At 47.5% G+C, this 25,533-nt stretch carries 26 protein-coding genes and 2 pseudogenes; 7 read left to right on the top strand and 21 right to left on the bottom strand.

What is annotated here, in order from left to right:
* The first annotated feature begins 8 nt into the window (after positions 1–8).
* Positions 9–209, top strand: coding sequence for an ATP-binding cassette domain-containing protein (locus NDI45_RS24125; protein ID WP_190792291.1), 201 nt, complete (start codon positions 9–11; stop codon positions 207–209).
* On the opposite strand, the gene NDI45_RS24120 is transcribed toward NDI45_RS24125, so the two are convergent.
* The 7 genes from NDI45_RS24120 to NDI45_RS24090 form a co-directional block, all read right to left on the bottom strand.
* A complete protein-coding gene (locus NDI45_RS24120) occupies positions 204–908 on the bottom strand; it encodes a hypothetical protein (RefSeq protein ID WP_348249181.1) in 705 nt (234 codons plus the stop codon). The two genes, NDI45_RS24125 and NDI45_RS24120, sit on opposite strands and share 6 nt — an antisense overlap.
* 2 nt (positions 909–910) lie before the next feature.
* Complete coding sequence (locus NDI45_RS24115; protein WP_348249180.1) at positions 911–1,435, bottom strand: hypothetical protein; 525 nt, start codon at positions 1,433–1,435, stop codon at positions 911–913.
* Between the two features lie 279 nt (positions 1,436–1,714).
* Positions 1,715–2,077, bottom strand: coding sequence for a hypothetical protein (locus NDI45_RS24110; RefSeq protein ID WP_348249179.1), 363 nt, complete (start codon positions 2,075–2,077; stop codon positions 1,715–1,717).
* Between the two features lie 273 nt (positions 2,078–2,350).
* Positions 2,351–2,575: an AAA family ATPase gene (locus tag NDI45_RS24105; protein ID WP_348249178.1), complete on the bottom strand. Its 225-nt coding sequence runs from the start codon at positions 2,573–2,575 to the stop codon at positions 2,351–2,353.
* A 208-nt stretch (positions 2,576–2,783) separates the two neighbouring features.
* The gene (locus NDI45_RS24100) at positions 2,784–2,933 is read right to left on the bottom strand and encodes a hypothetical protein (RefSeq protein ID WP_348249177.1); all 150 of its coding nucleotides are present in this window, start codon (positions 2,931–2,933) and stop codon (positions 2,784–2,786) included.
* Between the two features lie 277 nt (positions 2,934–3,210).
* Positions 3,211–4,158 carry a ParB/RepB/Spo0J family partition protein gene (locus NDI45_RS24095; RefSeq protein WP_348249176.1) on the bottom strand — a complete coding sequence of 316 codons (948 nt, stop codon included), beginning with the start codon at positions 4,156–4,158 and terminating at the stop codon, positions 3,211–3,213.
* Positions 4,155–4,904: a ParA family protein gene (locus NDI45_RS24090; RefSeq protein ID WP_348249201.1), complete on the bottom strand. Its 750-nt coding sequence runs from the start codon at positions 4,902–4,904 to the stop codon at positions 4,155–4,157. Before NDI45_RS24090 ends, NDI45_RS24095 begins: the two co-directional genes overlap by 4 nt.
* An 849-nt stretch (positions 4,905–5,753) precedes the next feature.
* On the opposite strand from NDI45_RS24090, the gene NDI45_RS24085 reads away from it, so the two are divergent.
* Complete coding sequence (locus NDI45_RS24085; RefSeq protein ID WP_348249175.1) at positions 5,754–6,461, top strand: Uma2 family endonuclease; 708 nt, start codon at positions 5,754–5,756, stop codon at positions 6,459–6,461.
* Positions 6,462–6,491: 30 nt separating this feature from the next.
* Here the strand turns inward: NDI45_RS24085 and NDI45_RS24080 are convergent, their stop codons facing one another.
* Both NDI45_RS24080 and NDI45_RS24075 read right to left on the bottom strand, forming a co-directional pair.
* Positions 6,492–7,250 (bottom strand): nucleotidyltransferase domain-containing protein, encoded by a 759-nt coding sequence (locus NDI45_RS24080; protein WP_348249174.1) that lies wholly within the window; start codon positions 7,248–7,250, stop codon positions 6,492–6,494.
* The gene (locus tag NDI45_RS24075) at positions 7,247–8,194 is read right to left on the bottom strand and encodes a nucleotidyltransferase domain-containing protein (protein WP_348249173.1); all 948 of its coding nucleotides are present in this window, start codon (positions 8,192–8,194) and stop codon (positions 7,247–7,249) included. Before NDI45_RS24075 ends, NDI45_RS24080 begins: the two co-directional genes overlap by 4 nt.
* Positions 8,195–8,477: 283 nt before the next feature.
* Between NDI45_RS24075 and NDI45_RS24070 the strand changes: the two genes are divergently transcribed.
* Entirely contained in the window at positions 8,478–8,864 is a 387-nt protein-coding gene (locus NDI45_RS24070) for an AbrB family transcriptional regulator (protein WP_348249172.1), read from the top strand.
* A 172-nt stretch (positions 8,865–9,036) separates the two neighbouring features.
* Here NDI45_RS24070 and NDI45_RS24065 read toward each other — a convergent pair whose 3' ends face one another.
* From NDI45_RS24065 to NDI45_RS24035, 7 genes are all read right to left on the bottom strand, one after another.
* Complete coding sequence (locus tag NDI45_RS24065) at positions 9,037–9,240, bottom strand: hypothetical protein (RefSeq protein ID WP_348249171.1); 204 nt, start codon at positions 9,238–9,240, stop codon at positions 9,037–9,039.
* A 116-nt stretch (positions 9,241–9,356) separates the two neighbouring features.
* Entirely contained in the window at positions 9,357–10,421 is a 1,065-nt protein-coding gene (locus tag NDI45_RS24060; protein WP_348249170.1) for an oxidoreductase, read from the bottom strand.
* A 163-nt stretch (positions 10,422–10,584) separates the two neighbouring features.
* Positions 10,585–10,749, bottom strand: coding sequence for a zinc ribbon domain-containing protein (locus NDI45_RS24055; protein ID WP_348249169.1), 165 nt, complete (start codon positions 10,747–10,749; stop codon positions 10,585–10,587).
* A gap of 433 nt (positions 10,750–11,182) precedes the next feature.
* The gene (locus NDI45_RS24050) at positions 11,183–11,371 is read right to left on the bottom strand and encodes a hypothetical protein (RefSeq protein WP_190791186.1); all 189 of its coding nucleotides are present in this window, start codon (positions 11,369–11,371) and stop codon (positions 11,183–11,185) included.
* Positions 11,372–11,393: 22 nt separating this feature from the next.
* A complete protein-coding gene (locus NDI45_RS24045; protein WP_348249168.1) occupies positions 11,394–11,807 on the bottom strand; it encodes a transposase in 414 nt (137 codons plus the stop codon).
* A 709-nt stretch (positions 11,808–12,516) separates the two neighbouring features.
* Positions 12,517–12,891 carry a response regulator gene (locus tag NDI45_RS24040; protein WP_190789686.1) on the bottom strand — a complete coding sequence of 125 codons (375 nt, stop codon included), beginning with the start codon at positions 12,889–12,891 and terminating at the stop codon, positions 12,517–12,519.
* Between the two features lie 72 nt (positions 12,892–12,963).
* Entirely contained in the window at positions 12,964–14,442 is a 1,479-nt protein-coding gene (locus tag NDI45_RS24035) for an ATP-binding protein (protein ID WP_190789685.1), read from the bottom strand.
* 180 nt (positions 14,443–14,622) lie between these two features.
* On the opposite strand from NDI45_RS24035, the gene NDI45_RS24030 reads away from it, so the two are divergent.
* Positions 14,623–15,090, top strand: coding sequence for a hypothetical protein (locus tag NDI45_RS24030; RefSeq protein ID WP_190789684.1), 468 nt, complete (start codon positions 14,623–14,625; stop codon positions 15,088–15,090).
* A 24-nt stretch (positions 15,091–15,114) separates the two neighbouring features.
* Entirely contained in the window at positions 15,115–16,119 is a 1,005-nt protein-coding gene (locus NDI45_RS24025; protein ID WP_348249167.1) for a methyltransferase, read from the top strand.
* 7 nt (positions 16,120–16,126) lie between these two features.
* On the opposite strand, the gene NDI45_RS24020 is transcribed toward NDI45_RS24025, so the two are convergent.
* The 4 genes and pseudogenes from NDI45_RS24020 to NDI45_RS24005 form a co-directional block, all read right to left on the bottom strand.
* Positions 16,127–20,014, bottom strand: a complete 3,888-nt coding sequence (locus tag NDI45_RS24020) for a PAS domain S-box protein (RefSeq protein WP_348249166.1) — start codon at positions 20,012–20,014, stop codon at positions 16,127–16,129.
* Entirely contained in the window at positions 20,007–21,944 is a 1,938-nt protein-coding gene (locus tag NDI45_RS24015) for a response regulator (protein WP_348249165.1), read from the bottom strand. Before NDI45_RS24015 ends, NDI45_RS24020 begins: the two co-directional genes overlap by 8 nt.
* Before the next feature lie 214 nt (positions 21,945–22,158).
* Positions 22,159–23,766 (bottom strand): calcium-binding protein, encoded by a 1,608-nt coding sequence (locus NDI45_RS24010; protein ID WP_348249164.1) that lies wholly within the window; start codon positions 23,764–23,766, stop codon positions 22,159–22,161.
* 449 nt (positions 23,767–24,215) lie between these two features.
* Positions 24,216–24,335, bottom strand: a pseudogene (locus NDI45_RS24005) (DDE-type integrase/transposase/recombinase); the annotation flags it as partial.
* 373 nt (positions 24,336–24,708) lie between these two features.
* On the opposite strand from NDI45_RS24005, the gene NDI45_RS24000 reads away from it, so the two are divergent.
* A complete protein-coding gene (locus tag NDI45_RS24000) occupies positions 24,709–25,068 on the top strand; it encodes a hypothetical protein (RefSeq protein ID WP_348249163.1) in 360 nt (119 codons plus the stop codon).
* A gap of 72 nt (positions 25,069–25,140) precedes the next feature.
* Positions 25,141–25,218: pseudogene (locus NDI45_RS23995) on the top strand (hypothetical protein); the annotation flags it as partial.
* A gap of 48 nt (positions 25,219–25,266) precedes the next feature.
* On the opposite strand, the gene NDI45_RS23990 reads toward NDI45_RS23995, so the two are convergent.
* Positions 25,267–25,533, bottom strand: a 267-nt coding sequence (locus NDI45_RS23990) for a transposase (protein ID WP_348247740.1), incomplete at its 5' end; no start/stop codon positions are given.

The raw sequence follows: 25,533 nt of genomic DNA, 5'->3' as shown, positions 1-25,533 counted from the left end.
GTCTGCTCATGCTGATTTACGACATGCAAAATCTGGTTAAAGTTTATCCAGCGCAATCTCAATCTGTTAATGATCTCATGACCTTCCAAATTTACCAGGGCGAAATTTTCGGCATCTTGGGCGATAACGGGGTAGGTAAAAGCACGCTAATACGCATCGGTATAAAAGCAGTTGAAGGAGCTAATTTTTTGGATTTTGTCCATTCATAAGATTTTTTCTTTGGCGAGGCGAACGGTGATAGACGCACCGTTATAAAAACTCCCCTGCTGGCACAGCTCAAATTCCCCTAGCAATAGTGCTAACCATGCTTTAACAACTGGTAGACCAGTACCTCTAAGAATTTCTAAAAACGCGATGCCCTCCTGTTTCTGCACGTGTCTCTGCATCCAGCTCTCGATTAAGCGAATCCATTCCAACACATTCTCATCGTGTGCCACCGCCAATGCTTGTGCTTTCGTTTGAATCGATTCCTCCTGTGCTTGGACAAATGCCAGCACCTTTTCTTTCTCAACAGGCTGGGCGATCGAAGGATTGTCTTCCGGCTCTGACTGCTTCTTCCCCTTCGATCGCCGGGTTGGTTTCTTCGTTAGACCAGAGATGTCAAGGTACATTGTGCGTTGTACCAACCCATTGAGTAGGTCTTCCTGCATGGGTGGACCCAGAGGATCATGCCGTTCTTCCCAATCGATCAGCAGCAGGTTGGCATAATTCTCATAGCGTTCGGCAAGCTGAAAAATTACATCCCCCAGCAGGTGAAGCTGCTGCCAGTTTATTTCTTCCTGCTGCAATTGATCGATCGCCTGCCAGATTTCCCGAAATTCCACGCTTTCAGCATCAGCCTTTGCTGCCGCTACCAGGAAAGACAGTGTATCTATTAATGGCTTCTCCTGACTCTCCTCTGGCGGCATTGCTACAGCCCTCGCAATGGACAAGGATCGATTGGGCACTCTCTGGGGTGCATTAAAATTTCGGGTTCAAATTCTCGGATGCCGTACTTCTCTTCCAGCGTTGCCAATACTTCCAAGAGGTACTGCCTGACATAACGATTTGCCATGCCCATGCAGTGCTTAGGGAGAATGCTTGCTAACTTCTGATCGCCCTGCCAAACGCTAATCGCGATCGCATGGAGGTGAGCATTAGGTCGATCCTCCCGATACAGGTAGAGTAGTGCCACTGGCGGCGTTTTTGGGACGATATCCACTTGATCAGTTGTAGCCAGTTGCGCTAGTTGCGTGAGCTGCTTCAGTTGTTGTTCAGCGGCTCTCTGTCCCCGTCGCTTCGCGTTTACATCTGGACGATTTCGATAATGCGATCGTCTCCGATGGCAAACATCAGGATTCCAGCATCCATCCCCACTCTCTCCATGCTGTTCGATCGCCTGCTCAATAGTTAGGCGACTGCATTCTAAGCACTTCAGATTCAGCGATCTCGGCACGGCTAAGGGTTTTAGGTAAGATTCAATTGTTAGTGTAATTCGTAGTGTAAGTGAAAGGGAAGTTGATGGCAAGAGCAAATCTAGCATCTGATAGGAAAAACATAGCTCCCCCAATTTCTCTGGTTATTTCATCCAAGTTGGCGTACTTATAGGTCATATCCCGTTCCCCAAATCGCACTAATAATTCCTGTTCCTCAGTGTCGATCGCGCTGATAATGCTTAAGTCACTGTTGAACACTTCGTGGTTGTGGTCGTTCTTCAATTGCAAGATGCGATCGCCTACTCTGAGCGTGATGCACCGCGCACCAGTTCTGCTTTGCTGGGATGGGCTGGATTGATAAGCTGTTGTAACACCTGATTCAGGTTGCAGGTGCCCATTTCTCTCTGCCTCATAAGGCAAAGCACCTGGACATCTCGTGTCGGCTCGAATCCTAGCTGTTGGATAAAATGAGTCACAATATCTCGAGTTCCAGCCACGCTATACTCTGGGTTTTCAGCAATCAACCAGAGACAGTCGGATTTTGGCTTGTTGCATACCCGTTTTAGCTGCGGCAGTCCTCCTTGATTAATCTGGTGAGCGTTGATGACGATCGCATGCTGCTGTGTCTGTCGAAAAACCTGAGTGAGTCGGACAATGGGCATGAGCCCAGAAGCAGTCAAATCATTTAGCCTGCACGGAGACCGACGCTCCGTAAATGATCCGTATCGCCCACAATCAAGAGATGAGCATCGGGTGCAACTGCCTTAAACAGCAAATTGGCTAAGAATAAATCTATTCTCAAAGCCTCATCTACCACGATCGCTTCAGTTGGGAATCGGGTTGTCTTGATCTCGCTTAAATTTCATTGTTTTAGGAGCGATCTCCAGCAAGCGATGCAGTGTTTTAGCTTCCTGCCCAGCTATTTCACTCAGGCACTACGCAGCTCGGCTGATGGGAGAGGCGAGCGTAATGGTCTTGCCCATTGCTTTCCGGAGCGCAACGATCGTCTTACAGATAAGGGGTTTGCCCGTGCTTGGACCTCCTGAAAGGATGAGCACCCGATGTGAGGCTGCCATGACAACTGCTTGCTGCTGCAGCAGGGATAACTGGAGCCCGGTACTGACAATGAAGCGATCAATCCAACGCTCTACACGCGGCATATTAATGGGGATGGCCTGGCTCAGCAGGTGCTTAACTCGGTTGGCTAGGCCCGTTTCGTGTAGAAAAATGGCGGGGCATAGCAGAGGAATTATCCCTGAAAGTTGCCCGTTCCGCCTTGCATGACCAGTTTCCCATCGATTGCTATGTCGATGGCGAGGGCAAGAATATCGCTCGCATCAATGCGATGGCCAGGGAGAGCAAGGCGTTCTACCGTGTGTTATACCAGTTCAAATTGAGGTAGAAAGCCTGGAATTGTGGACCATACTTGGGATGCTCTCGCCAAGCGCCCTGCATTTGTAGGGTCTGCCCTGCCTGAAGGTTAGCGAAACTGCCACCCATCGTAACTCGCTTACTCATGCGAGGCGCTTTGAGTCGCGCTACGGTGTAACCTGGCTCTGTTAAATATATCTGTTAAATAATAAGTGATTCGTTCGACGACACCTTGAAGCAGCTCAAGCGATGACTGGGCATTGGGGGTGAGAGGCTTTTCCATTGCGATAATCGTTTTGTCTTCAAGCTGCCACTTGTATTCTGCGTTCAGGGGGGGGAGACGATTGATACGATATCAAATATCTTTTGCGGAAGCTGCTATTCCGGCTTGTGGATAACGTTATCCACAAAATCTGGAGCGACATTAATGCTTACTGGCTTCTTCATGTATCAATTCCTCTAAAGTTTTCAAAACTGTCTCCAATTTTTTTTGCTTGCCAGGATTATTCCAAACCTTCGATTTCCTAGCTTGTTGATATACTGTTTCAAAACGAGTCTTCAGGTTGGGGGTAGCCTCTTCAGCTTGCTGTCTCCTAGTTTCAGAAATTGCTGCTATTTGTTCCTTGATTTGGGTCAAAGACAAATCTTTCTTAATCGCAGAGTCTAACAGTCTCCTACGTTGATCTTCTTCTTTAATCCGTGCGATCGCTCTGGCTTTTGTATAAGCAATCTTTCCTTCTCGAATGGCAGTTAGAACGTCAGTTGGCAAACTTAGTAAGGGAAGGCGATTTGTGCGAAAGCTTTCAGGTGTAAAGCGTCCAACGGTATCAAATACCTTCTGAAGGGTCTGCCATTCCTCGCTGTGGATAACGTTATCCACAGAATCGGGATTGCGATCTGGGTGTGCTGCTTGATTCAGCAGTCCAACTACATAATCTGTTCCCTTTTTAAGTCGAATCGCGATTAGCTCTAAGATGCCTTCAGTTTCTTCTATTGGGTTGAGGTCTTCCCGCTGGAGATTTTCAACCAGAGCGACCTGAAAGGCTTCATCATCGCTAAAATTCCGGATGACGACAGGAACTTCAGTAAGTCCAGCAAGGGTTGCAGCTTTATAACGACGCTCTCCTGCAACCAAAATATATCCGCCATCCTGTTTAGGACGTACCAGGATTGGTTCTAGAATGCCGTGCTGTTTGACAGATTCAACAAGCTGGTCAAGTTTTTCGGGATCGAAGTATCGGCGCGGCTGTTGTTTGAACAGGGTGATTTCAGCGATCGGTAGGCAGCGGTCTTCTATTGAAGGTTGATCAGGTTCACCAAACAGCGCATCGACGCCTTTAATTTGGTAAGGCTGGCTAGCACGTCTTTTCATACAAGCGCCTCCAGGCTGTCAGCAATTTCATTAAATAAGGCAACTGCCGGATGCTTAGGATTATGGAGTGCCAGCGGTAAATGTTCCTGGGAGGCATCAGCAAAACTCACTGAGCGCGGAACAGCCGGAAAAATCGTTCCAATTCTGGATGCTTGAATGGACTGTAATGCCATGCCTCCCTGCACTGTTCTGGCTTCGTGCATAGTAGGAATAACGCCAGCAATTTTTAGGTTTTTATTGGGGCGAGCTTTGACACGAGCGATCGTGCGAAGTAAAAGTTCAGTGCCTTTCAGGGATTTGTAGTGAGTTTGAATTGGAATGAGAACGTGAGTTGCTGCAACAAGGCTAATGTAGCTCAAGATGCCAAGACTAGGAGGACAGTCAATCAGAATATAGTCATATTGATTGACTGCTTCACTCAGAGCTTCCTTAAGCCGGTAGTCCCGCATGTCTGCTACGACCAGTTCCAACTCTGCACCGCTCAGGTTGATGTTTGCAGGCGCAAGATCTACACCATAGATGTTTGTGTGAATGGGAAGTGGCTCAGAAGCCATTACCGATTCATATATCGTTTTTTTTAGCTCAAACGGTTCTAAACCCATGAAAGCGGTTAGGCTGGCTTGAGGGTCCATGTCGATCAGCAGAACCCGGTGCTCATGTTGTGCGAGATGATAACCCAAGTTCATTGTTAAAGTGCTTTTTCCGACGCCACCAGACTGGTTAAAGACAGTAATGATTTTGCTCATAGTGGGGTTATTGTCATTGTTGATAATGGGTGGGGTTATTCTTGAAAGCGAGTAGTCTTTTGCCTCTCCTTCAACCTTAAGTGACTTCCAATGCAGCAGTCGGTCAATTGTTTCTGATTCATAGAGCCAAAAGGCAGATACCCAGTTCAGCAAATCCTCTAGTTCCTCAACCGAGTAATCTTTGCGCTTCTTCGATCGGGCGGTGGGATAAGGGTTAAGGACCCCTTCTACGGCAATCAGGAAGTCAACAAGAGGCAGAAGCGATGCAGGTATCCAGCGGCTATCTCCACGTCCAATTGAAGGTTTACGTCCAGCTTTTTTCTCGGACATCGCCTTTATCTAGATCTGCTTGAATGAGTTTCCGGTAGATTAAGAGGATAGCTATTTTTGATGATCTGTATCGTCCTTGCCCAATATCCTGCTTAGCAAACTTGATAAATATGGGCTTGATCGATCGCCCTAACTCAGTCCCTTGCCTTGATTTCATCGCTGCTCCTCCTGGAACAGCATGTTAGTCTAAGACTAATGAAAGTTCAAGAGTTAGTCTTAGGCTATGTGTTAAGAATTGAGGCGGGTGGTGAAAGTATCTCTACAAGGCATACTATCCACTTCGTATTTGCAGCTATTTTGACTCCGACAACTCTAAGATAACTTTTTGCTTGAGATTGCTCAGGACTGGGAAGCCTACAACGGAGTGGTACTCGCCTGCCCCAACTAACAGGCACTGGAGCATTGTCGATTTCAGCGATCAACGAGCGTCAGTCAGGTGCAGGCGATCGCTAGACAGTATATTGCTCGATCTGGAATTTGCTAGAGTAAACCCTGTATCACGATTTCGAGGCTCGGCAGATGGTGCGTGAACAATTTCCTCAAGCGCAATCGACTCCAGTGCCGGATTGCCCACCTTTGCAAAGCGGTGATCATTTAACGCGCCCAGAATTTGAGCGGCGTTATGCCGCAGCCCCTCACGTCCGAAAAGCAGAACTGATCGAAGGCATTGTTTACGTGGCATCTCCTTTAAGGCACGAGCAGCATGGCAAACCTCACAGTCGAATCATCACCTGGCTCGGTGTCTACCAAGCAATGACTCCTGGCGTTGACCTGAGCGATGCGCCAACTGTGAGGCTCGATCTTGATAATGAACCGCAGCCTGATGCAGTGCTGTTTATAGAATCGGCGGCAGGAAGGCAAACTCGAATTAGCAGTGACGGCTATATTGAGGGATCGCCCGAACTGATTGTCGAGATTGCAGCGAGCAGTGCTGCTATCGATACGGGCATCAAAAAGCAGGTGTATCGGCGCAATGGGGTGCTGGAGTATATCGTTTGGCAGTCCTACGAGAACCAACTTGAATGGTTTGTTCTCATAGAGGGAGAGTATCAACGGCTCCCTTCAGATTCAGCGGGGATTATCCGTAGTCAAACCTTTCCAGGATTGTGGTTAGCCGTGCCAGCACTACTGAGTAATCAAATGGCACAGGTGCTGGAGGTGCTACAAGTGGGATTGCGATCGCCGGAACGTCGGAAATTTGTAGAGCGACTGGAAAAAGCGAAATGATGTCTTTCAGTTTCTGTCCCTACATTACAACTATCCAAATGCCAGCCGTACACGCACTAATAAATTATTCAGCGCTGTTTTTGTAGAGGGAGCTTCCGGCAAATGGCTGTAATCGCTCTCTGCTTTCAAAGTTTCTACCAACCGCTGATACTCCTGCTGATGGAACGCCAGATCGGTTTGACTCAGAAGTGCTTTTTCGCTGCCGCTCAACTTTCGGGCAATCAGATCGGCGAGGTAAGGAAGTTGAAACTTCTCATTCAGCCTCACCAAATTTGCCTCAATCTCGCCTGTCTGCATTAGGTGAATGCCTGTCAGCAGAACACGATAGAGATAAAGCAACGGTTTGACACGGTGGGGTGTTTCCTTCTCAAATAACCGCCACTGCGTTTGAGCAAACCCCAGGTAGTGATGGCTATGATAGCGCGTGATGCAGCCTTGGGCGATTGCCTTCAGTTCCTCATGTTCTGCGATAGCGTAGACAACGTGCGGTGAGTAAAGCTGCTCCAGGGCATAGCCGTTTCGCTTCAATAGCAACCCACAAAACTTCTTGAGGTCATGGGTGACTAAATCCAACTGTAAGCCGTCTTGAAGCTGCGAAACCTCGATCGTTTCCTGTCCCATATCCAGTCCAATCACCTGCTTGAGCGGCAGAATATGAACGCCTCGCAGATCATAGTCAGAGTCGGGCGAGGGAAAGCCATAAAGGTGTGCGCCGCTAATTGTGGCAAATAGAAGCGGATAGGGTTGTTGTGTCGCGGTAGTAAGCAGTTGGGCTGGGAGTGAGTTCATGGTTCAGCGGCAGCCATGCTGCGACGTGCTTCAATCAAAAAGGCATTTGCCTTCTCGTAGTTTGGACGTTCAGGAAGTTTCGTGTTGGTGAAGGCGCGATCGAACGTTTGATGCAGCTGAAGCCGCCATTCGTTGACCGCATCCCACGACATCTCCTGATGCCGGATGGCTAAAAGCTGCGATCGATAGTCCTCAACTTGTACGGGCACAAAACCCTCCTTTAGCACGGTAATTCCCGACAGCAGCAAACGAATTAGGTGCATCGCGTGCTTCAAGCGAATCTCGCCTTTGGTGCGGAGATCTTGCTCCATTTTCTTGAACTGCGACAGCACATAGCTGTTATAGGTCTGATAGACCAACTGCGACAGGAAAATTGCCCGGATCTGCAATAGTTCCGTTGCGATCGAGGTTGTTGTTTCAACCAGGGGCGTGTAGAGGCATTCCAGCACATTTGGATTTGCCTTCAGTGCCAGGATCAAAAACTTTTGGAGTTCCCAGTAGCATTCCTGGGTGGCAGCATTTTCTAGCTGCTCTGGAATGCCATAAAGTGACCAATGCAAGGTGGCAGGGGGTAAATAAATTCCCCGACGATCGATGTCCGAGACTTCGTTATCTAGCCCATACGCCCTGGAACCGACGATACAGCGATAGATTACAGCATCGTACAGGTTATAGTCGTTCAGCACTGCCTCAGAAGTCTGTAATCCCTCATTCTGGTAGTGCTTGCGGATGCTGAACTCATGCCGCCGCAAATTGACAGTAGACCCATCGGGCAGTTGAATTTGATAGGCGTGGGAGTTATCAGTGGGGGATTTGACGATCGCGCCTACTGCTCCCCGCAGGCAGACGAGTTTTCCGGTCGAGGTTTTAACCTCCACACGGGCGACGACCTGCGTACCCACAGGCAAGATCAGATTGTAGGCAGGAGTTCCCTTTTGCATCATGCTGCCTTTCCAGTAAATATGTTTGTAGTATATTGTAGTGCATTGTCGTGCAAGAGCAAGCTTGCATAAGCAAGGGTTGCGTTCTATACCAATGTGCCCATCTGTGCTCTGTTCTATTTCACGAGCGCAGCTTGTGCTTGGAGCTTGCTGCAACCCCAGCCACACCCTCGATCGCTTCTGGGAATGTTGTTGCTCTAAGCGCAGATCTCTACCCGGAACTGGCATGAGAATATGGTTAAGTTGAGAAAGTAGAAACCGTAGTTTATTCAAAACCCAGTTAAGAATGGCAGTTGCGATAGAACCTTTGAGAGGCAAAGCTCTTTTGAGCAAATTAAAGGAAATTCCAACCCTTTCCAAGTCGGAGAAGGCAAAAGCCTGTGGCTATGTCACAAGGACAAAAGATAAGGAAAGGGCGAACCTATCAGAGTTTATCGAAGCCATCCTGGAGGCTCAGGGCTTGGCGGTAGAGCCAGAGCAGGTCGCTGGAAGGGGTAGAACGCCCACTTATCGTGTCACTGTTCACGCTAATGGACAGATTGTGATTGGGAAAGCCTACACCGAGATGATGGGTCTAAAGCCAGGAGACGAGTTTGAGATTAAGCTGGGCTATAAGCACATTAAGCTCGTTCAGGTTCAAGCTGAAGGAGACTTGACCAACGGCGAGATTTGATTTCCCAAGTCTACGAATGAACTGCATCCAATTTTGGCTAGCAAAGAAGTAGAGGATTTGTCGCTTGATCTTCGTCGCTCCTTTGCTCTGGATTGTTCTTTAACCTCTACAAGCTACAAGAAACCCAGAGCAAACCTGAAACTCAAGAGCATTCTGACTTCTACTATTTCAGTTAGAGAGGGAATAATCTATGATGAAGGGCGATCGGGATCAGCGTTAAACAAGCAAAGCCGAGCACGCCGACAGCCCCTTGCGCGACACAGCACAGTCCATAGCTGAACGGCTCAATACTAGAAGCAGTCTCAGTCGCGTCAGCGTCGATCGCAGTAAATGCAGCAGTAGCAGGCAACTTTTCTATCTCAGTCGTGAAACTCATAGATAAAACTTGATAGACACCTTTTCTAGCATCAACACCAACGTGCCAGAAGTAAAGGCATAAAAAATGAGCGTCTGAAATGAGTGCTATTACCGATGCTATAGGCTGCTTCACTACTATCTTTCATCCAGGTCTTTGTAGACTTTTGTACATTTCTCCCGGCTGCTTGCAAGGGCTAATTCAATCATGCGAATCGTATTTCTCGCTTCTTCGGGCTTCACAGCAAGTTCTGCCCCTTGCACGATTGCCTGATAAATATTTTCATAGAATGCCTGATAGCATCCCGGCACTGTCTCGATTTGTCCGTAGAAGTGTAACCCATGAATCTCAGTATTTAACGTCCCCCACTGCGCTTGTGGCTCCTGTCCCCAATCCAATTCAGTGGGAGTGAGTCCACGCCGCAGTGCCCCTTCTTGCGGGTCCATGCCGTATTTCACAAACGATCCCTTGGAGCCATGCAAAATGAAATGCGGTCCCAGTTCTCTCACCAGCATTCCGGCTTTCAAGGTCACTTTCACACTTCCGTAGTCCAACCCAACCTCAAAATAATCATTGACGTTTGCTCCTGCTCTTTGCGCTCGAACGTCTGCCGTAATTGCCTGGGGCAGACCAAACAAAACCTGCGCCTGATCGATTAAATGCGACCCCAGATCAAAGAGAATGCCGCTGCCTGGTTCTGACGCTTCCCGCCATGCTCCGGGTTTTAGGGTGTTTCTAAAGCGATCGTAGTGCGCTTCATATTCCACCAGTTGCCCTAAATATCCCTGCCTGACGATCTGTTGAACCGTTTGAAAATCTCCGTCCCAGCGGCGATTGTGATGCACGCTCAAGATCTTGCGAGTTTGTTGAGCAAGCTGGATCAGCTGCTGTGCTTGAGCTGAAGTGAGCGTGAAGGGTTTATCGACGACGACATGCTTTTCTGCTAACAGTGCCTGTTTTACCAGCTCAAAGTGGGATGAATTAGGCGTGGCAATCACCACCAAATCGATCGCAGCATCGCTTAATAGGGCATCGATATCCTGAACGACTTCGACCCACGGATAACGCTGGCGGGAAGCTTCACCGTGACGTTCCACAATTTTCGTTAGCTTCAGTTCGGGAACAGCATTGATCACGGGTGCATGAAACACTCGCCCCGCAACACCGTAGCCCACTAATCCTACCTGAAGCTGAGTTGCCATGTCTGTATCTGCCTCCAATCGTCACAGGGGATGAACTATGTCCCGCTTAGCTTCGCTTGAAGCGGGGGTTTCTGTCGCTTCTTCCTCCCCAGTTGCTTCATGCTTCCGCAGAAGTAGAGCTAGGCGACTCTGCGACTGAGGAAGACGGTTCCCGCCTCCCATACTATATCTCGCACACCTGCGCGGAGTTGACATCCCGATCCTCGACATGACCACAATCAGGATTAGAGCAAACGTGCAATCGGTCAGACAATATTTTAGGCGTAAGTTGCCAACATTTTGCACAGCGTTGTGTCGATTTCAATTCGCGTGTAGGAGCATGGATCAAGAATCCATTTCCTTCCAGCAACTTGTACTTGATTGCATCTTTCAGAATCCCAATCCCGACATCCAGCAGAGAACGATTCAGCCCTGTTTTTTGAGCTTTCTGCTTCCCTATTTTGGCTTTATGGGTCGGTGATTGCTTTAATCACTCTTACTGCTGAAGTTTTTGCGGCATAAACCAGTGTGTTTCAACACTTAATAGAATAACTAGAATTGATTTAGTGAGCGGGTTACTACGAAATTTTGAATAAAAATAATGCATCCATTCCTGATAGTGTTTTTACGTTTTTTGATGCTTGCTAATTAGAGTTAGAGACCAAATCCATAACGATTGATATACAGCCCTATCACTGATCGTGCATCTGATCAGATTCACATTCTTAGCACTTCGGCAGGGTTATCGGTTGTGTCGCAAGACTTATGGGGTGACAGAGAAGCTAGAAGGCAGACTGAATCAAGCGCATCGCCCGTAGCCCTTGCAGAAAAAAACGACGTTTTTGCGGCTTGAGGTACATGAGTTGCTCTGCCCAATTCGACCACAAATCCATCGAGTGAATCCATACCTGCCCGTACAATCCAATCCAAAAATCACTATGCCGTTTTTGGGGTCGAGTCGATTCTGCCACTCGTCCCACATGGTGCTGGATTTTACTTGCGACGAATGCGGTTGCTCTGCTCGGTTGCGATCGTGTAGGCAATCGCTACCAACAGAGCTAAAGCGTGGAAGCGTTGTCCAGTGGCGCGACAGTGTTCGAGGTTGTAGCCCCCGGTTTTGAAGTCTCGAAACATCGGTTCAATCGAAAACCTTTTAGCGTAACTATTAAAGGCAGTTTCGATGTCAGTGAGATTGGTCAACAGATACCAAACCTGATTGGCTTTCGATTGGCGATACACTCGCTTCCAGCAGGTGACGAGATTGAAGCGACCAAACCCTTGCTGTTGGGTCACCTGCACCTGTACTTCAAAGCAGGCAATGCCTGGAAATTGGAGTAACTCATCGAGTCGCTCAAATTTAGCGTCTGAGTGGGACTTGACCGTGGTGCTTTTGGGCAAGCGGAGCACGAATCCGACCCGTTGTTAGCGCAGCCAATGGGCAAGCGCAACGCTGTGAAACTCCCGGTCTCCCAGCACACAATACACCGATAGCGGTTCATCAGAGCTAACGCCGGGCGTAGAACGGTTTGCTGCTCCAAAAGTGAACTTGCCCCTGGATGGTCAAGACAATGCCAAAACACCGGGACGGCTCGCTTCTGATAAACAATACTTATCATCAGCAAGTTATGGTGCTTCCACTGCGTCCGGTCGATAACCAGATACAACTGGTGCCCCTGATGCTAATGTTGCTTGAGCCAATATTTGACAATGGGAAACCATAGTGCTTTGAGATTGAGTTGCGGAAGTTGTAGGAACCTTTGGATATTTCGACGAACACTTTCAAATTGAATGGGTTGAGCAAACAAGGTTGCCAAGCGCTCGATACTGACACGACGTTCTCGCTGTAACAGGGCGACCAGCATCTTCAAAGCCAGCAATTGGATTGAACTCAGTTGCGCTTGTAGACAAGCTTGATAGAAGGCAACATTTTTGAATTAGGGGTGATTTTTCGGATTCACCCTATTTTTTGGGCTTTGGGTTGTCCCTGTCTACCACCAGCCTTGCATTCTAGCCTCGTTTGTTACCCCCTGAGCAATAACCCCCACCGCTCGACTGCTGAGTGAGCCGAAATCTAAAAAAGCTAAAGAAGCACCTTGAAAGGGCTGGCTCTAACAACTTAATGCCAAGTCAGCACATCAATAATCTGCTGAGCAAGAGTAAGCGGACGGAAGGGTTTGGTAAAAATGGCTGCAACGTCTAAATCGTGAAGATTGTGCTGCTCTGAGGCTTGCACTTTAGCAGTCATCAGGATTACGGGAATGGATTGAGTTTCAGGTTGTTGCTTGAGGTGTTGTAAAGTGGCACGACCGTCCATGTTCGGCATCATCAGATCGAGCAGAATCGCATCGGGGTGATGTTGAGCTGCGATCGCAATTCCTTCAGCCCCAGAGCTAGCAGTGAGAACTTCCCAGCCCGCTCCCATTTGTAGACCGAGTGTTGCGATTGCTCTTACATCTTCTTCGTCATCCACAATCAAAATTTGCTTATTCATCGCAATCCTCTAGCAACCTAATGCTTATAAGGTATCGCTGAATCGGGGAGAAGTCGGGGAAACACGATTGAATTAAGCGTTAAGCGGCAATTCAATATAGAATGTGCTGCCTTGGTTGACGGTGCTTTCTACCCAAATCCTGCCACCGTGCTGCTCGATAATGTTACGGCAAATGGAAAGTCCAAGCCCGGTTCCGCCTTTTTGGCGGGCATCGGATGCATCTACCTGTTGAAATCGCTCAAAGATAGTCTGGATCTGATGGAAGGGAATACCTCGCCCTTGGTCACAAACACGAATACAGACACTTGAAGTGTCAGCTGAACTGTAAGCCTGCATTTGAACGGTTGTTTGAGCGGGTGAGAACTTAATTGCATTACTCAGAAGATTGGTCAAGGTTTGCACAATGCGATCGGGATCAGCATTAAGCAAAATTGACATCGGTTCTGTAATCAATTGAATTTCGGAGCGATCAGCCATTGCTTGCATTTCTTCAGTTGCCTGAGTCATTAAGTCAGCAAGATCGCACGATCGCCAATTCATCGTGATTTTGCCCGAGCGAATCCGTTCGAGGTCGAGAATGTCATTGATTAAACGAATCAAGCGTTCTGCATTTTTTACGCCGATACTGAGAACGTGCTGCCCTTGCTCAGTCAAGCTGCCTAACTGCCCACTACTGAGTAAATCAAGCGACCCCATCATTGAGGTTAAAGGAGTGCGTAGCTCATGGCTGACTAAGGAAATGAATTCGTTCTCCAGACGTTTACGTTCAGTGATGTCGTTCGCAATCAGTAAAGCGTAAGTTGTTCCGTTCAGTTCAATGCGATCAAGGGATAGCAAAATACTTTTGACACTGCCGGAGTGGGTGAGCAGTTCAAATTCTAAGTTGTGAAAGGTTTCGGTTGTTTGAAGACGACGCAGAAAATTCGCTGAATCGTGCCCTAAATGGAGCTGCGTAATCGAATTGCCGATGACTTGCTCCCGTGTGTAACCGCTAATGCTGAGAAAACTAGGGTTCACTTCGATTAATTGCCCTTCAGGAACGGTCACGATCGCAATCGGGTTGGGGCTTTGTTGAAAAATGGTGGCAAATTTTTCCTCTGCGTGTTTGCGTTCGCGAATTTCTTGCTGAAGTTGTTCATTCTGAAATTGCAGTTGATTCTGAAGGCGTCTCAAGGTTAGGTGGGTTTCAATTCGAGCAAGGACTTCTTCGATCTGAAAGGGTTTTGTAATGTAATCTACACCACCTGCTTGAAATGCCTTTACTTTGTCGCTCACGGCTTCTAAAGCACTGATAAAAATGATGGGAATATCACGGGTGCGATCGTCGGCTTTCAGATGTTGACAAACTTCGTAGCCGCTCATCTGCGGCATATTCACATCGAGCAGGATTAAATCCGGCGGCATCACTTGTGCGCCTCGGATGCCCGTCGAACCCTTCGTAACGCTACGAACCTTGTAGCCGTGTTCAATCAGCAGGGTCGATAACAGATTGAGATTTTCCGGCGTATCGTCAATGACCAGAATGTCGGCTTTGGGTGTAGGCTCAGGCATTGAAGCATTTCATTGGAACTCCCACCCGATCTTAAGATCAGATCACTAGGATCTAAAGTAACCTCAGCAAAAAAACGGATTTCCCCAATTCATGAGCGAAACGGATTGAGAACTCCCCGGCTTCTCCTCGATCGTTGCCTACAGTAAGGGACATCAGCAAACCAGGAATTAGAGGTTACTATGTTTCATCACATTTCAATCGCCGTGGATCATCCGTTGCACGTTGCTAATGTTCTGGCGGAAGTGTTGCAGGGTCGTTGTTTTCCCTTTCCTCCCCATGAAGGAAGCTATATGGTCATCGTCGATGACAGCTTTGGAACCGGAATTGAGCTTTATCCGGCTGATACTCAGTTAATTCCAGAGCCAGAACAAGTTGGCTTTTCTTCAGGAAATTCTCAAAACTTTACGTCTGTTCATGCCGCGCTTTCGATTTCGGTTTCGCAAGAACAAATTGCACAAATCGCCGATCGCGAAGGATGGTTGGTGCGATTGTGCGATCGCGGTCCCTTTAAAGTGCTCGAATTTTGGGTAGAAAACAAATTTATGCTCGAATTGCTTACCCCCGAAATGGCGAAGGACTATCTACAATTCGTTGCCAACTATGAAGCATTTTTGAATCAGGCTGCGCCCCAGCTTGTTGAAGCTTAGAAATTAACTGGAGCGAAAAGAATCATGATAACAATGGAAAAAGTAGAAGTTGCTCCGCAAGAGACGATGCTGAGTTTGATCGGTGGCTTTTGGATTGCTCGATCGATTTATCTTGCTGCTAAATTAGGCGTTGCAGATTTGTTTGATGATCAACCGCAAACGATCGCTCAACTTGCAGCAGGAACCCAGACTGATCCGCAATCGCTCTATCGCCTCTTACGCGCTTTAGCAAGTGTTGGCATCTTTACAGAAGTGTCCGATCAGCATTTTGCGCTCACTCCATTAGGGGAAACGCTCAAGAGCAATCGTCCTGGCTCGATGCGATGTGCAGCAATGGCACAAATGGGCTATGACCATTCTCTGGGCTGGAGCAATGGACTACATAGCCTAAAGACAGGTGAAATTGCGTTTGATGCCGCAGCAGGAATGCCCATCTGGGAGCATTATGCTCAACATCCTGAAGATGGCAAAGTTTTCTCAGATTCGATGACCAGCATGGGAACTGCGATCGCGCAAGCAGTTGTCGCAAGCTATGACTTCTCTCGATTTAATACGATTGTGGATGTGGGCGGAGCGCAAGGGAGCTTAATTTCTACGATTGTGCGAGCAAATCCCCATCTCAACGGCATTTTGTTTGACTTACCTGAAATCATTGCCAACGTTCAGGTCGATCAGAATATTCAACCTGTTGCCGGGAACTTCTTTGAGTCTGTGCCGACGGGCGGCGATGCTTACCTGATGCGATGGATTATTCACGATTGGAATGATGAAAAGTCTTCGATCATTCTGAAAAATTGCCATCAAGCGATGCCAGATGATGGCAAGCTGTTGCTCATCGAAAGCATCCTTCCACCGGGAAATGAACCCTCTCCAGCAAAGTTCATCGATGTGATTATGCTGTTGATGGCAGGTGGACGAGAACGCACTGAGGAAGAGTATCGATCGTTGTTGCGATCGAATGGGTTTGAACTGACGCGCGTGATTCCGACCCCTTCGTTGCTTAGCATTATTGAGGCAGTAAAAATCTAGCAGAAGTTCAGCCTTCTTGTGCTTCCTGAGAAAGCTCGGCAATTTCGTCAAAACAGAACTTGTAAACCAACTCCGTTAATGCAGTCGCTAGATTAGCGTCTGAAGTCCGTTGAACCAATTGCAAGATTCGGTCAGCATCGACAGCGAGCGAGGCTTGATGCAGTTCTGCAATCCAATCTTGGGGCATTGTCGCTAGCATTGAACGAGTTAACGTTAACTCATGCGATGAATTTTCAATCGGATGTTCGTTATCTTCTTCGTACAGATAGTTCACTCCAAGATGCTCAGCTAGTTTCTCAAATAAGTGAGACTCTCGAAAGGGTTTTGCCAAAAAATCATCGCAGCCAGCCGCCAAAACTGAAGCGCGTTGTTCTTCAAAGGCACTGGCAGTTAATGCCAAAATCTTAGGTCGAGTTTGAGCTGATTCAAGTGCTCGAATTTGCCGAGTTGCCTCATAGCCATTCAGGGTCGGCATTCGCATATCCATCAAAATTAGGTGCGGTTGCCATTGCTGCCATTGTGCGATCGCATCTTCTCCATTCACTGCTGATTGCGTTTCAAATCCCACCATTGTTAACAATTGCTCTACGAAATCTCGGTTCTCAGCCCGATCATCGACGACTAAAATTCGATATTGGGGTTGCTGCGGTGTCAAGTGCAGCACTCGTTTTGAAGTCGAGGTGGGTGCAACTTCTGCCGGATTTGCGATCGCGATTTGAATTTCAAAGGAAAACGTTGATCCTTGTCCCACGGCTGATTCAATATGCATTTCTCCACCCATCAATCGCACAAATCGACGACTAATGGTTAACCCAAGCCCTGTGCCTTCTCGCAGCTGAGAACCGCTACGGGTTTGGATAAACGGGCGAAATAGCTGCTCAAATTCTTCTGGAGCAATTCCCTGTCCCGTATCTTGGACTTTGAATTGCAGCATTAATTCTGACTGCACCGTTGCTTCTAGCGTGATGCTGCCACTGTCTGTAAATTTCATTGCATTGCTCAGCAAATTGATCAAGACCTGGCGTAGTTTATTCTCATCGGTTTGAATGTACTGAGGAAGATTGGGCGCGATCGCAAAATTCAACGCGAGTTTCTTTGCTTTTGCTCGAATCAAAAACATCTCTTGCAGTGTCTGTAAAAGATGATGCAGATCAAAAGCAACCACATTTAAGGTTGTTCGTCCTGCTTCGATCTTTGACATTTCCAACACATCATTGATTAGATTCAGCAAGTGTTCACCACTGCGATTGATAATGGCAAGGGAATCGCGTTGGCGATCAGGAAGGGCAGCATCGCGTTCTATCAATTGCGAAAAGCCTAAAATTGCATTCAATGGTGTGCGTAACTCATGGCTCATGTTGGCTAAGAATGCACTCTTGGCTAGATTTGCTGCCTCAGCCGCTTCTTTGGCAATGCGTAAATCAGTTTCGGCTTTATGTCTTGCTCGTCCGATCGCAATCAGTTCGCTCACAAGCTTGAGACAGTCAATATCTTCTTGGCTCCAATCCTTCTGAAAATGAACCGTGTCTATTGCTAAAAATCCAGTCACCTGACCTCGATAGATCACCGGAACACCGAGCACCGATTGAATCGACTGACGGACAAATAGCTGGCGCTCGGGTCCTTCTGGTATCGTCTGAACATCAACCGTTTGCAGGGCTTGTCCTGAGAGAAACTGTTGATGCAAATGGGGATGCTCGAAAATGCTTGCCCCTCTTGCTTCAGACGTCAGTGGGGCAATTTCATCCCCACACCATTCGTAAACTAATTGGCATCTCGTCTGGTCAGCGTCATACTCGAAGATTGTGCCTCGCTCTGCACCAATATGACGGGCGATCGATTCTAAAGCACTATGAATCGCAGTTTCTGCATCCTGGTCAATAAATTGCCGAGAAAGAGAGCTAAGTAAATGATCTAACCTGGCTCGACGTTGCAGAGCTTTTTCGGCAGCTTTGCGATCGCTAATATCTCGCACCATCGCTAAAACATGCGGTTTTCCGTTGTAAAAACAGGTGGTTCCTTTAACTTCAACATCAACCAGGCTGCCATCCTTGCGAACATCAACTGCTTCACCACAGAACGGCTGCTTTAAGGTCATTGCTTCGAGAAAGCGATGAAATACCGATATGCTGCCTGGATGAATATACTCTGATGGATGTAACGTCAAAAACTCCTCGTATGAGTACCCATGCATTTGGCAAGTAGCAGGGTTCACTTCGACCACAGTGATTGTGTCAAGATCCATGATGAACAAGGCATCAGTAATCGCCTCAAAGATAGTGCGATACTGTGCTTCTTTCTCCTGTAAGGCTTGTTGTTGAGCTTGCAATAGTGCATTTTGATGCAGCAACATTGCTTCAGCTTGTTTTTGCTCAGTGATATCGGTTTTAGTTCCAATCCATTCTTGAATGTTGCCTCGCTCATCGAGTATCGGTACACCTCGAACCGCGAACAGTCGATACTCGCCAGATGCTACTTGAATGCGTTGCTCTACTTCGTAGACTTTCCCAGAGTTCACTGCTTCTAGCCAAACTTCTGCGGTTGCAGTTCGATCGTCTGGGTGAATGCTCTCGAGCCATCCCCAACCATTTGCGCTGGCCTGGCTTCGTCCGGTTAGTGCACACCAAAGTGGAATATCTTCCACTACTTCTCCCACTGCGTTGGTCATCCAAACAGCTTGAGCGGTTGCCGTCACGAAAGCCCGATAGCGCGCTTCACTCAGACGCAAGGCTTCTTCGGTTAATTTACGATCGTGGATGTCTCGCGCGACGCCAACAATTTGTAATTCTCCGTCCACTCCAAGAGTAGGCGCAACGTTGACGACTTGCCATCGGTAGCTGCCGTCTTTGTAAAGCGATCGACATTCAGTTCCAGCCACCGGTTCACGGGTCTCGACCATCTGTTGGTTCAGCTTAAAACACGACTCAGCATCGTCAGGATGCAGAAATTGAGGGAATGGTTTACCAATCATTTCTTCGGGCAGGTAGCCCATGACGTTAATAACGTTTGGCGAAACGTAGCTAAAAATCCCTTCTGGTGTATTGACAAATAAAATATCATTTGCATTTTCTACAATGTTGCGAAAGTGCTGTTCGCTGCGTTGCAAAGCCGCCTCGGTTTGCTTACGATCGCTAATATCTCGAAAGAGTGTAATGCGCCCATAGTACTCGCCAGTAGAAGATTTGACTGCTTTACTATGCCGTTCGATCGTCCGCCCATCTCTTAACAAAAGCTCATCGTGAAAGACTTCATCTAGGTTTTGATAAAGCGCTTCGATGCCTGCTAAAAAGGCTTCTGAGTCTTCAAGCTGATCTGCAACCATCTCGGCAATCTGCCGAGAATTTTGAGTTGGCAAAATCTGGGGCAGTCGCCAGATGTCGCAAAACTTCTGATTGTAATCCACGATATTGCGATGTTCATCTGCCACTAAGATGCCATCGATCAACGCTTCTTGTTGGGCTTTTAGTAGAGCATTACTGCGACGAAGTTGCTCTTCAATGGCTTTCTGCTCGGTGATATCTCGCATAATCGTGGAGATGAATTTGAGCGATCCATCTGCGTTTTTATGCGCGACAATGATTTGAGAAGCTGAAATTTCTCGTTTATCTCTCGTGACAACAGCCGTTTCTCCAATCCAGATTCCGTCTCGAAGCGCGATCGGAACAGCTTCTTCAAACAAAGCTTTAGCAGCTTCGGGCGGATGATATTCTGAAATGGGTTTTTGTAATAAGTCTTCGGCGTCCCCAAACCCTAAGGTTCGACGTGTAGCCTGATTGGCATAGAGGGTTTTTCCGGTTGCATCGGCAATGCCAATTAAATCCACAGCGGATTCTAAAACCGAAATCAAGTCTTCTCGTTGCAGTTGTTGAGATTGAGAGGTTAGTGCTTCACTCATGAATCGATCCTTCTAAGCAGAGACTCGCAGTTTGATAGAGCGATCGTAGCGTTAGCCCATCAGTTGGATAGTCCACGACAGCAAAACGATAAATCAGATTCGGAGTTTCAAACCGTTGTTGTTGCAGCATTGCTACGACTTCTGATAATTGCTGCTGAAACATTGCTTTTGTCGTGTGAGAACTGGCAATCATGAATTCACCATTTCTCCAATAGCCAAGAATTTCACCGTTGCAAAAACTAGATTGCAAACATTGCCCAGTTTGTTTGAGAATCTGATTTCCAACCGTGTGCCCCTGCTGAATGTTGATTTGTCTGAGGGTTGGAATATAGAGAATTGCAAGGGAAGTCGTTTGATGATTGTGGAATTGAGCTTCGATCGCTTGACTCGAATAAAACTGATTTGCAAGTCCGGTAATCGAATCTTTGGTGCTCAACGTTTGTAACAATCGCAATCGCTCTAACCGTTGTGTAAGCCGTGAAAGTAATTCTTGCCCCACAATCGGTTTTACAACATAGTCATCGGCCCCGGCTGCAAAGATTTGTTGAACGGTTGCAGTATCTTGATGAGCGGTAAGAAAGACGATCGGTAAACTTTGCCAGGTTGGATTTGCTCGAATCGCCTGACAGAGCGCAACTCCATTCATCTGCGGCATTTCGACATCCAGAATCAGCAAATCGGGATTGATCGCTGATAAAACCGTCCAAAATTGTAGCGGATTATCGATTCCGGTAAGGCACATTCCCCAGGGTTCAAGGAGTTGTTTCAAGGTGGCAAGAATGATCGGATCATCATCGACTGCTAGAACTGCCCAAGAGCGGAGAGACTGTTTAGATCTCCCATTGTGGAGAACTTTAGATTCAGAATCCCTCATTTCTGGAGAATTTAGACGGCTTTCCCCGGTTTCAACCGGACCCGAAAGATTCAGAATATCACCCAGGCGCCGAACCAGTGATTTCGTAGAGATTTCTGCTTCAGCAGATCGCACTTCTTCCGCTGGTAATTTGGCTTGTTCTTCAAACTGTTTTTCAAGCTGTCGGGCAATCTGTGTTCCTTCATCGCGATTGAACATGCCTAAAACACCCGCTAACTTATGAGCCGCGTTTTCTGCTGCTTCTCGCAGTTCAATCGATAAGGGGGAAGTATGAGCTGCTTGATGCAGTACCGCGAATCGTTCTTCCATTAACCCGCGATACTGTTCCCAAAGCTGTGCAAGCTGGCTGTCATAGGACTGCGTGGATTGTTCCGGATTGGCTTCAATTCCTTCGCGTAATCGATATCCCAATCCATACACGTTCTCAATCCAATTAGCTGCACCTCCTGCTTTTAGCTTCTGCCGCAATCCTTTAATGTGGGATTTAACGCTCTCTTCTTGGGGCGGATCATCAAACGTCCAAAGGTGCTCGATGATGTCTCCACAACTAAAAACGCGACTGGGGTGGCGCAAAAACAATTCGAGCAAACTATACTCTTTCGGTGTCAGCGGCAGTAGTTTCTCAGCATAGGTCACTTGGCACGCTCGTGGATCGAGCTGTAATTTGCCAACCGTCAGAACCGGGCTTGCTGCTACCGTTCCCCGCCTCAACAAGGCTCTAACTCGGGCTTGAAGCTCTCCCAAGTCGAACGGCTTTGCTAAATAGTCATCTGCTCCTGAATCTAAGCCTCGAATCCGATAGATGCTGTCATCCTTGGCGGTCATTAATAAGATTGGGGTTCCACAACCGCGATCGCGAATTCTCTGGCAGAGCGTGATCCCATCCAATTTAGGCAATCCTACATCGATTAAAATCAGGTCATAAGTCGCGCTCTCAACGCATTCCCAGCCAATCGCGCCATCCTCTGCTGCGTCTACTGCATAATGATGTTCACTCAGCGATCGTGTAATCGCATCTGTCACGATCAAATCATCTTCAACCACTAAAACCCGCATACCTATCGCTTACCTAACCCTAAAGTGATTGTAAGGTAGGTCATCCTGCGTCTTGAAGCATTCTTACAAGAACGCAACAATCGAGCAAGCATAAATTAGTTTTTCTCCTCTAGTTCTCCTCGATTACTCTCCGTAGAAATTACGATGCTTTGGGATCTCAATCCATTTGCACACTGATACTCACAGTTCGAGCTGGGTTACAGCCTTAAAGTACTTATATCCGGCTAAAATCAGCAGCCGTAATTTGATTGACACGTACTCCAGATATAATTGCTAGTTGATCATTTCCAGCACTCACCAAGATGCTGCCGCCGCGTTGAATGATTTTTAGGTCTTTGAAGCTCAGTCCTGATGTCAATCCAAGTTTGTCCTGGCGATCGCTAAAATCTTTAATTACATCCCGACCCACACCATTTTCTAAGGCAAAAATATCTCGCCCTCGATCGCCCTTCAGCACGTCATTGTTAGTCCCGCCCCAAAGCTGGTCATTTCCTGCACCACCAAATAGCTGATCATTACCATTCCCGCCTTGGAGGATGTCATTATCTCCCGCTCCTGTAAGCTTGTCGTTGCCGTCTAAGCCAAGCAGCGTATCTTTAGCAGCAGTTCCCATGAGCTTGTCGCTGCCAGGAGTTCCTTTGCCACCACCCGTCCCTTGATCTGGAGGAGTGATTGGGACTGGAGGAGTGACTGGGACTGGAGGAGTGACTGAACCTGGAAGATCGATGTTTTTGGGACCTCCAGTCAACTCATAAGTAGTCGGTTTGGAATCAGGATCTTTGGGCTGATAAGTGCCGTTGACCAAAACTGCATCATCCAGCAAGATGTATTTGCCGCGAGCACCTTCGCCCTGAACCCAAAGCTTGTGCTCTGTCGTTAGTCCCGTCGTTTTAACTTTTGTGGAATATACTCCACCGTTGAACTCCCTTGTCGTTTCTTGAACTGGAGTCATCGTGATCACTCCGTTCATATCAACGATATATCGACCAACGGTAGTCACCTTAAAATTAACTCCAACCTGACCGGCGGTAGTTGCATCAAATTCATAAGTACCATTGGGGTTGAACGTGTATGTAGTGGTGCCATTGCTTGTAATTGTCCATTGCCCATGCAGCAGAGCCGGATTATTGACGTTGCCAGGTATCTGCCGAGCTGGCAGGCGGTCTTGATAGGCATAAATGTGATAGTGGCTGATCGTGGGTCTCCAATCCAGGTTTGCAATCTGGGTTTGGGCAGCACTACCTGTGCCATCAGGGTCAAAGAATAGATTGCCGGTGGTGTTGTCGTAGATGAAGCGATCGTTCGCATCGATCGCCGCTGTTCCTTGATGAAACTGATCAGCCGTAATGCTGGTGTTAGGTGTGAGCCCGGCGTTGTTGTAACCAGCCGAATTTATATCAACGACAATGTAATCTCGCGCAATCTCAAAATCGTCAATCTTGTCGATGCCATCAGCGAACAAGTTATTGAAGATAAAGAAATCGCTACCGAATCCACCAATTAGCCGATCTTCGCCAGTGCTGCCAATTAAGATATCTCTGCCGGGACCACCACTAAGTTCATCATTACCCAAGCCACCATCAATCAGATCATTACCTCCGCTCCCACGACCAGCACCGACAACGTCGCCGAAAAGAAGGTCGTCAGCGGCTTCGCCAAAAATTACGTCATTACCATCACCACCGTAAACCCAGTCATACCCCGTGCCAGCGAAGATTTGATCATCGCCCTCATGACCTGATATGACATCACCATCAAAAATGTATTGTTCTTGATCAAGCCCGCGCAGAATATCATTGCCGCTTGTTCCTTCGATCGTCATTGCTAAGACTCCATTTAGTTATAAAGAATTGCCGAGAGCAACCTGGCTGACCACACAATAGGAACAAAAAGGGGAAAAGTAGAGGAGTTGAACAAATTTGGTGACCTACTCTACAAAGAAGAGTAGAAAATAAATCAGAGCGATCGTGTTTGAACTAGTTCAGAATTATTACTTTGGCAGTGAAATAGGAGTCAGAACGGAAGGAGAGGGATAAGGAGGTTTTCTATGGATAAACCCGATGCCCGGCACCTAACGATCGAGACCCAGAATTACCTGCTCTAGCTGGTTGTGTCGCAAAAGCTGTTTAAGGACAAACAATCTATATCGTTTGCATTCCCTTAAGCAGTAATTCCAAAGAGTGCTTCAATAAATCTGACTTGAGATACACTATCTCCTTGGTCTATTCCTTTTACTTGTCCTTTACGAATCATGTTCATTGTTTCGATTCAATTCAACGTTCTTCTCGCGCTGTTAAACGTCTTGAATCCCAGCATCGGTTTCACAATTCGTTTAATGTTCCGATGGTCTTGCTCAACCACATGATTCAAATATTTGCTCTGCCTTAGTTCGGTCTCTTGGTCGGCCCTTGCACCCTTGCGGTAACTGCGAAGCAGATCGTCTCATCCGCTTTGAGCGCGTCTATTGCCATCGGGTAAGCAGTATTCTTGTCCACGTTAATTATCCGTGGAGCCTGAATGGGTCGTGTCGCAAAAACTGATCAGTGGTAAGGTAAACAAGCTCAACTCTGCCGATTCGCTCTCCAATGTCTACTGCTCCTCTGTTTAAGTGGCGGCATTTCTTGTCTGAGGTCATCCTGCTCAATGTTCGCTGGTATTGCTCAGAGGGTGACAACGAGGCTAGAAGGTAAGCCTGGCGGCAGACAGAGGCAACCCAAAGCCGAAAAAATAGGGTGAATCCGACGAATCACACTCAATTGTAAAAATGTTGCCTTCATTTTATCAGGCTTGTTTACAAGCGCAACTGAGTTCAATTCAATTCATCACCGTGAAGATGCTGGTTGCCCTCCTACAGCGGGAACGCAATGTCAGTATCGAACGATTAGCGACCTTGTTTGCCCAACCCATTCAATTTGAAAGTCGCCGTCGCAATCTCCAGCGATTTCTACAACTGCCGCAGTTGAATCTCAAAGCCTTGTGGTTTCCCATTCTCACATATTGGCTGAAGCAGCATTTCCATCGAGGGCAAGACGTGTACTTGGTGATTGACCGCACCCAATGGAAACACCATAATCTGCTGATGGTCAGCGTAGTTTACCACAAGCGAGCCATTCCTGTGTTCTAGCATTGCCTTGACCATTGTGGTTCAAGTTCACTTTCAGAGCAACAACGGGTGTTGCGTCCGGTGTTTGCCTTAATGAAAAGCTATCAGTGTACGGTGCTGGGAGACCGGGAGTTTCACAGCGTTGCCCTTGCCGATTGGCTGCGCCAACAAGGGGTCAAATTTGTGCTGCGCTTGCCCAAAAGCACGACGGTTATAGCGCTACGCAATCACGTTAGGGCAGTTTTTGAAAGCAGCGTCGACACAATCAAAGGTTTCAAACTCATCCCATCGCTGTCGCATCCAGTTCTTCAGGACAAACCACCAATGCTCAATCTTGTTCAAGTCTGGAGAATAGGGCGGCAGGTACCAAATCTCACATCCTGCGTGAGTGACGATCTCCTCAATCGCTTGACGATGATGAAAACTAGCGTTGTCAATGACGATGACATCTCCTGGCTGCAATTGCGGCACTAAGCATTGCTCCAA

The organism is Leptolyngbya sp. GB1-A1, assembly GCF_039962475.1.
Taxonomy (GTDB): domain Bacteria; phylum Cyanobacteriota; class Cyanobacteriia; order Elainellales; family Elainellaceae; genus Leptolyngbya_A.
The sequence above is the reverse complement of the archived record's forward strand: the minus strand, read 5'-3'. Positions and strand labels throughout refer to the sequence as shown.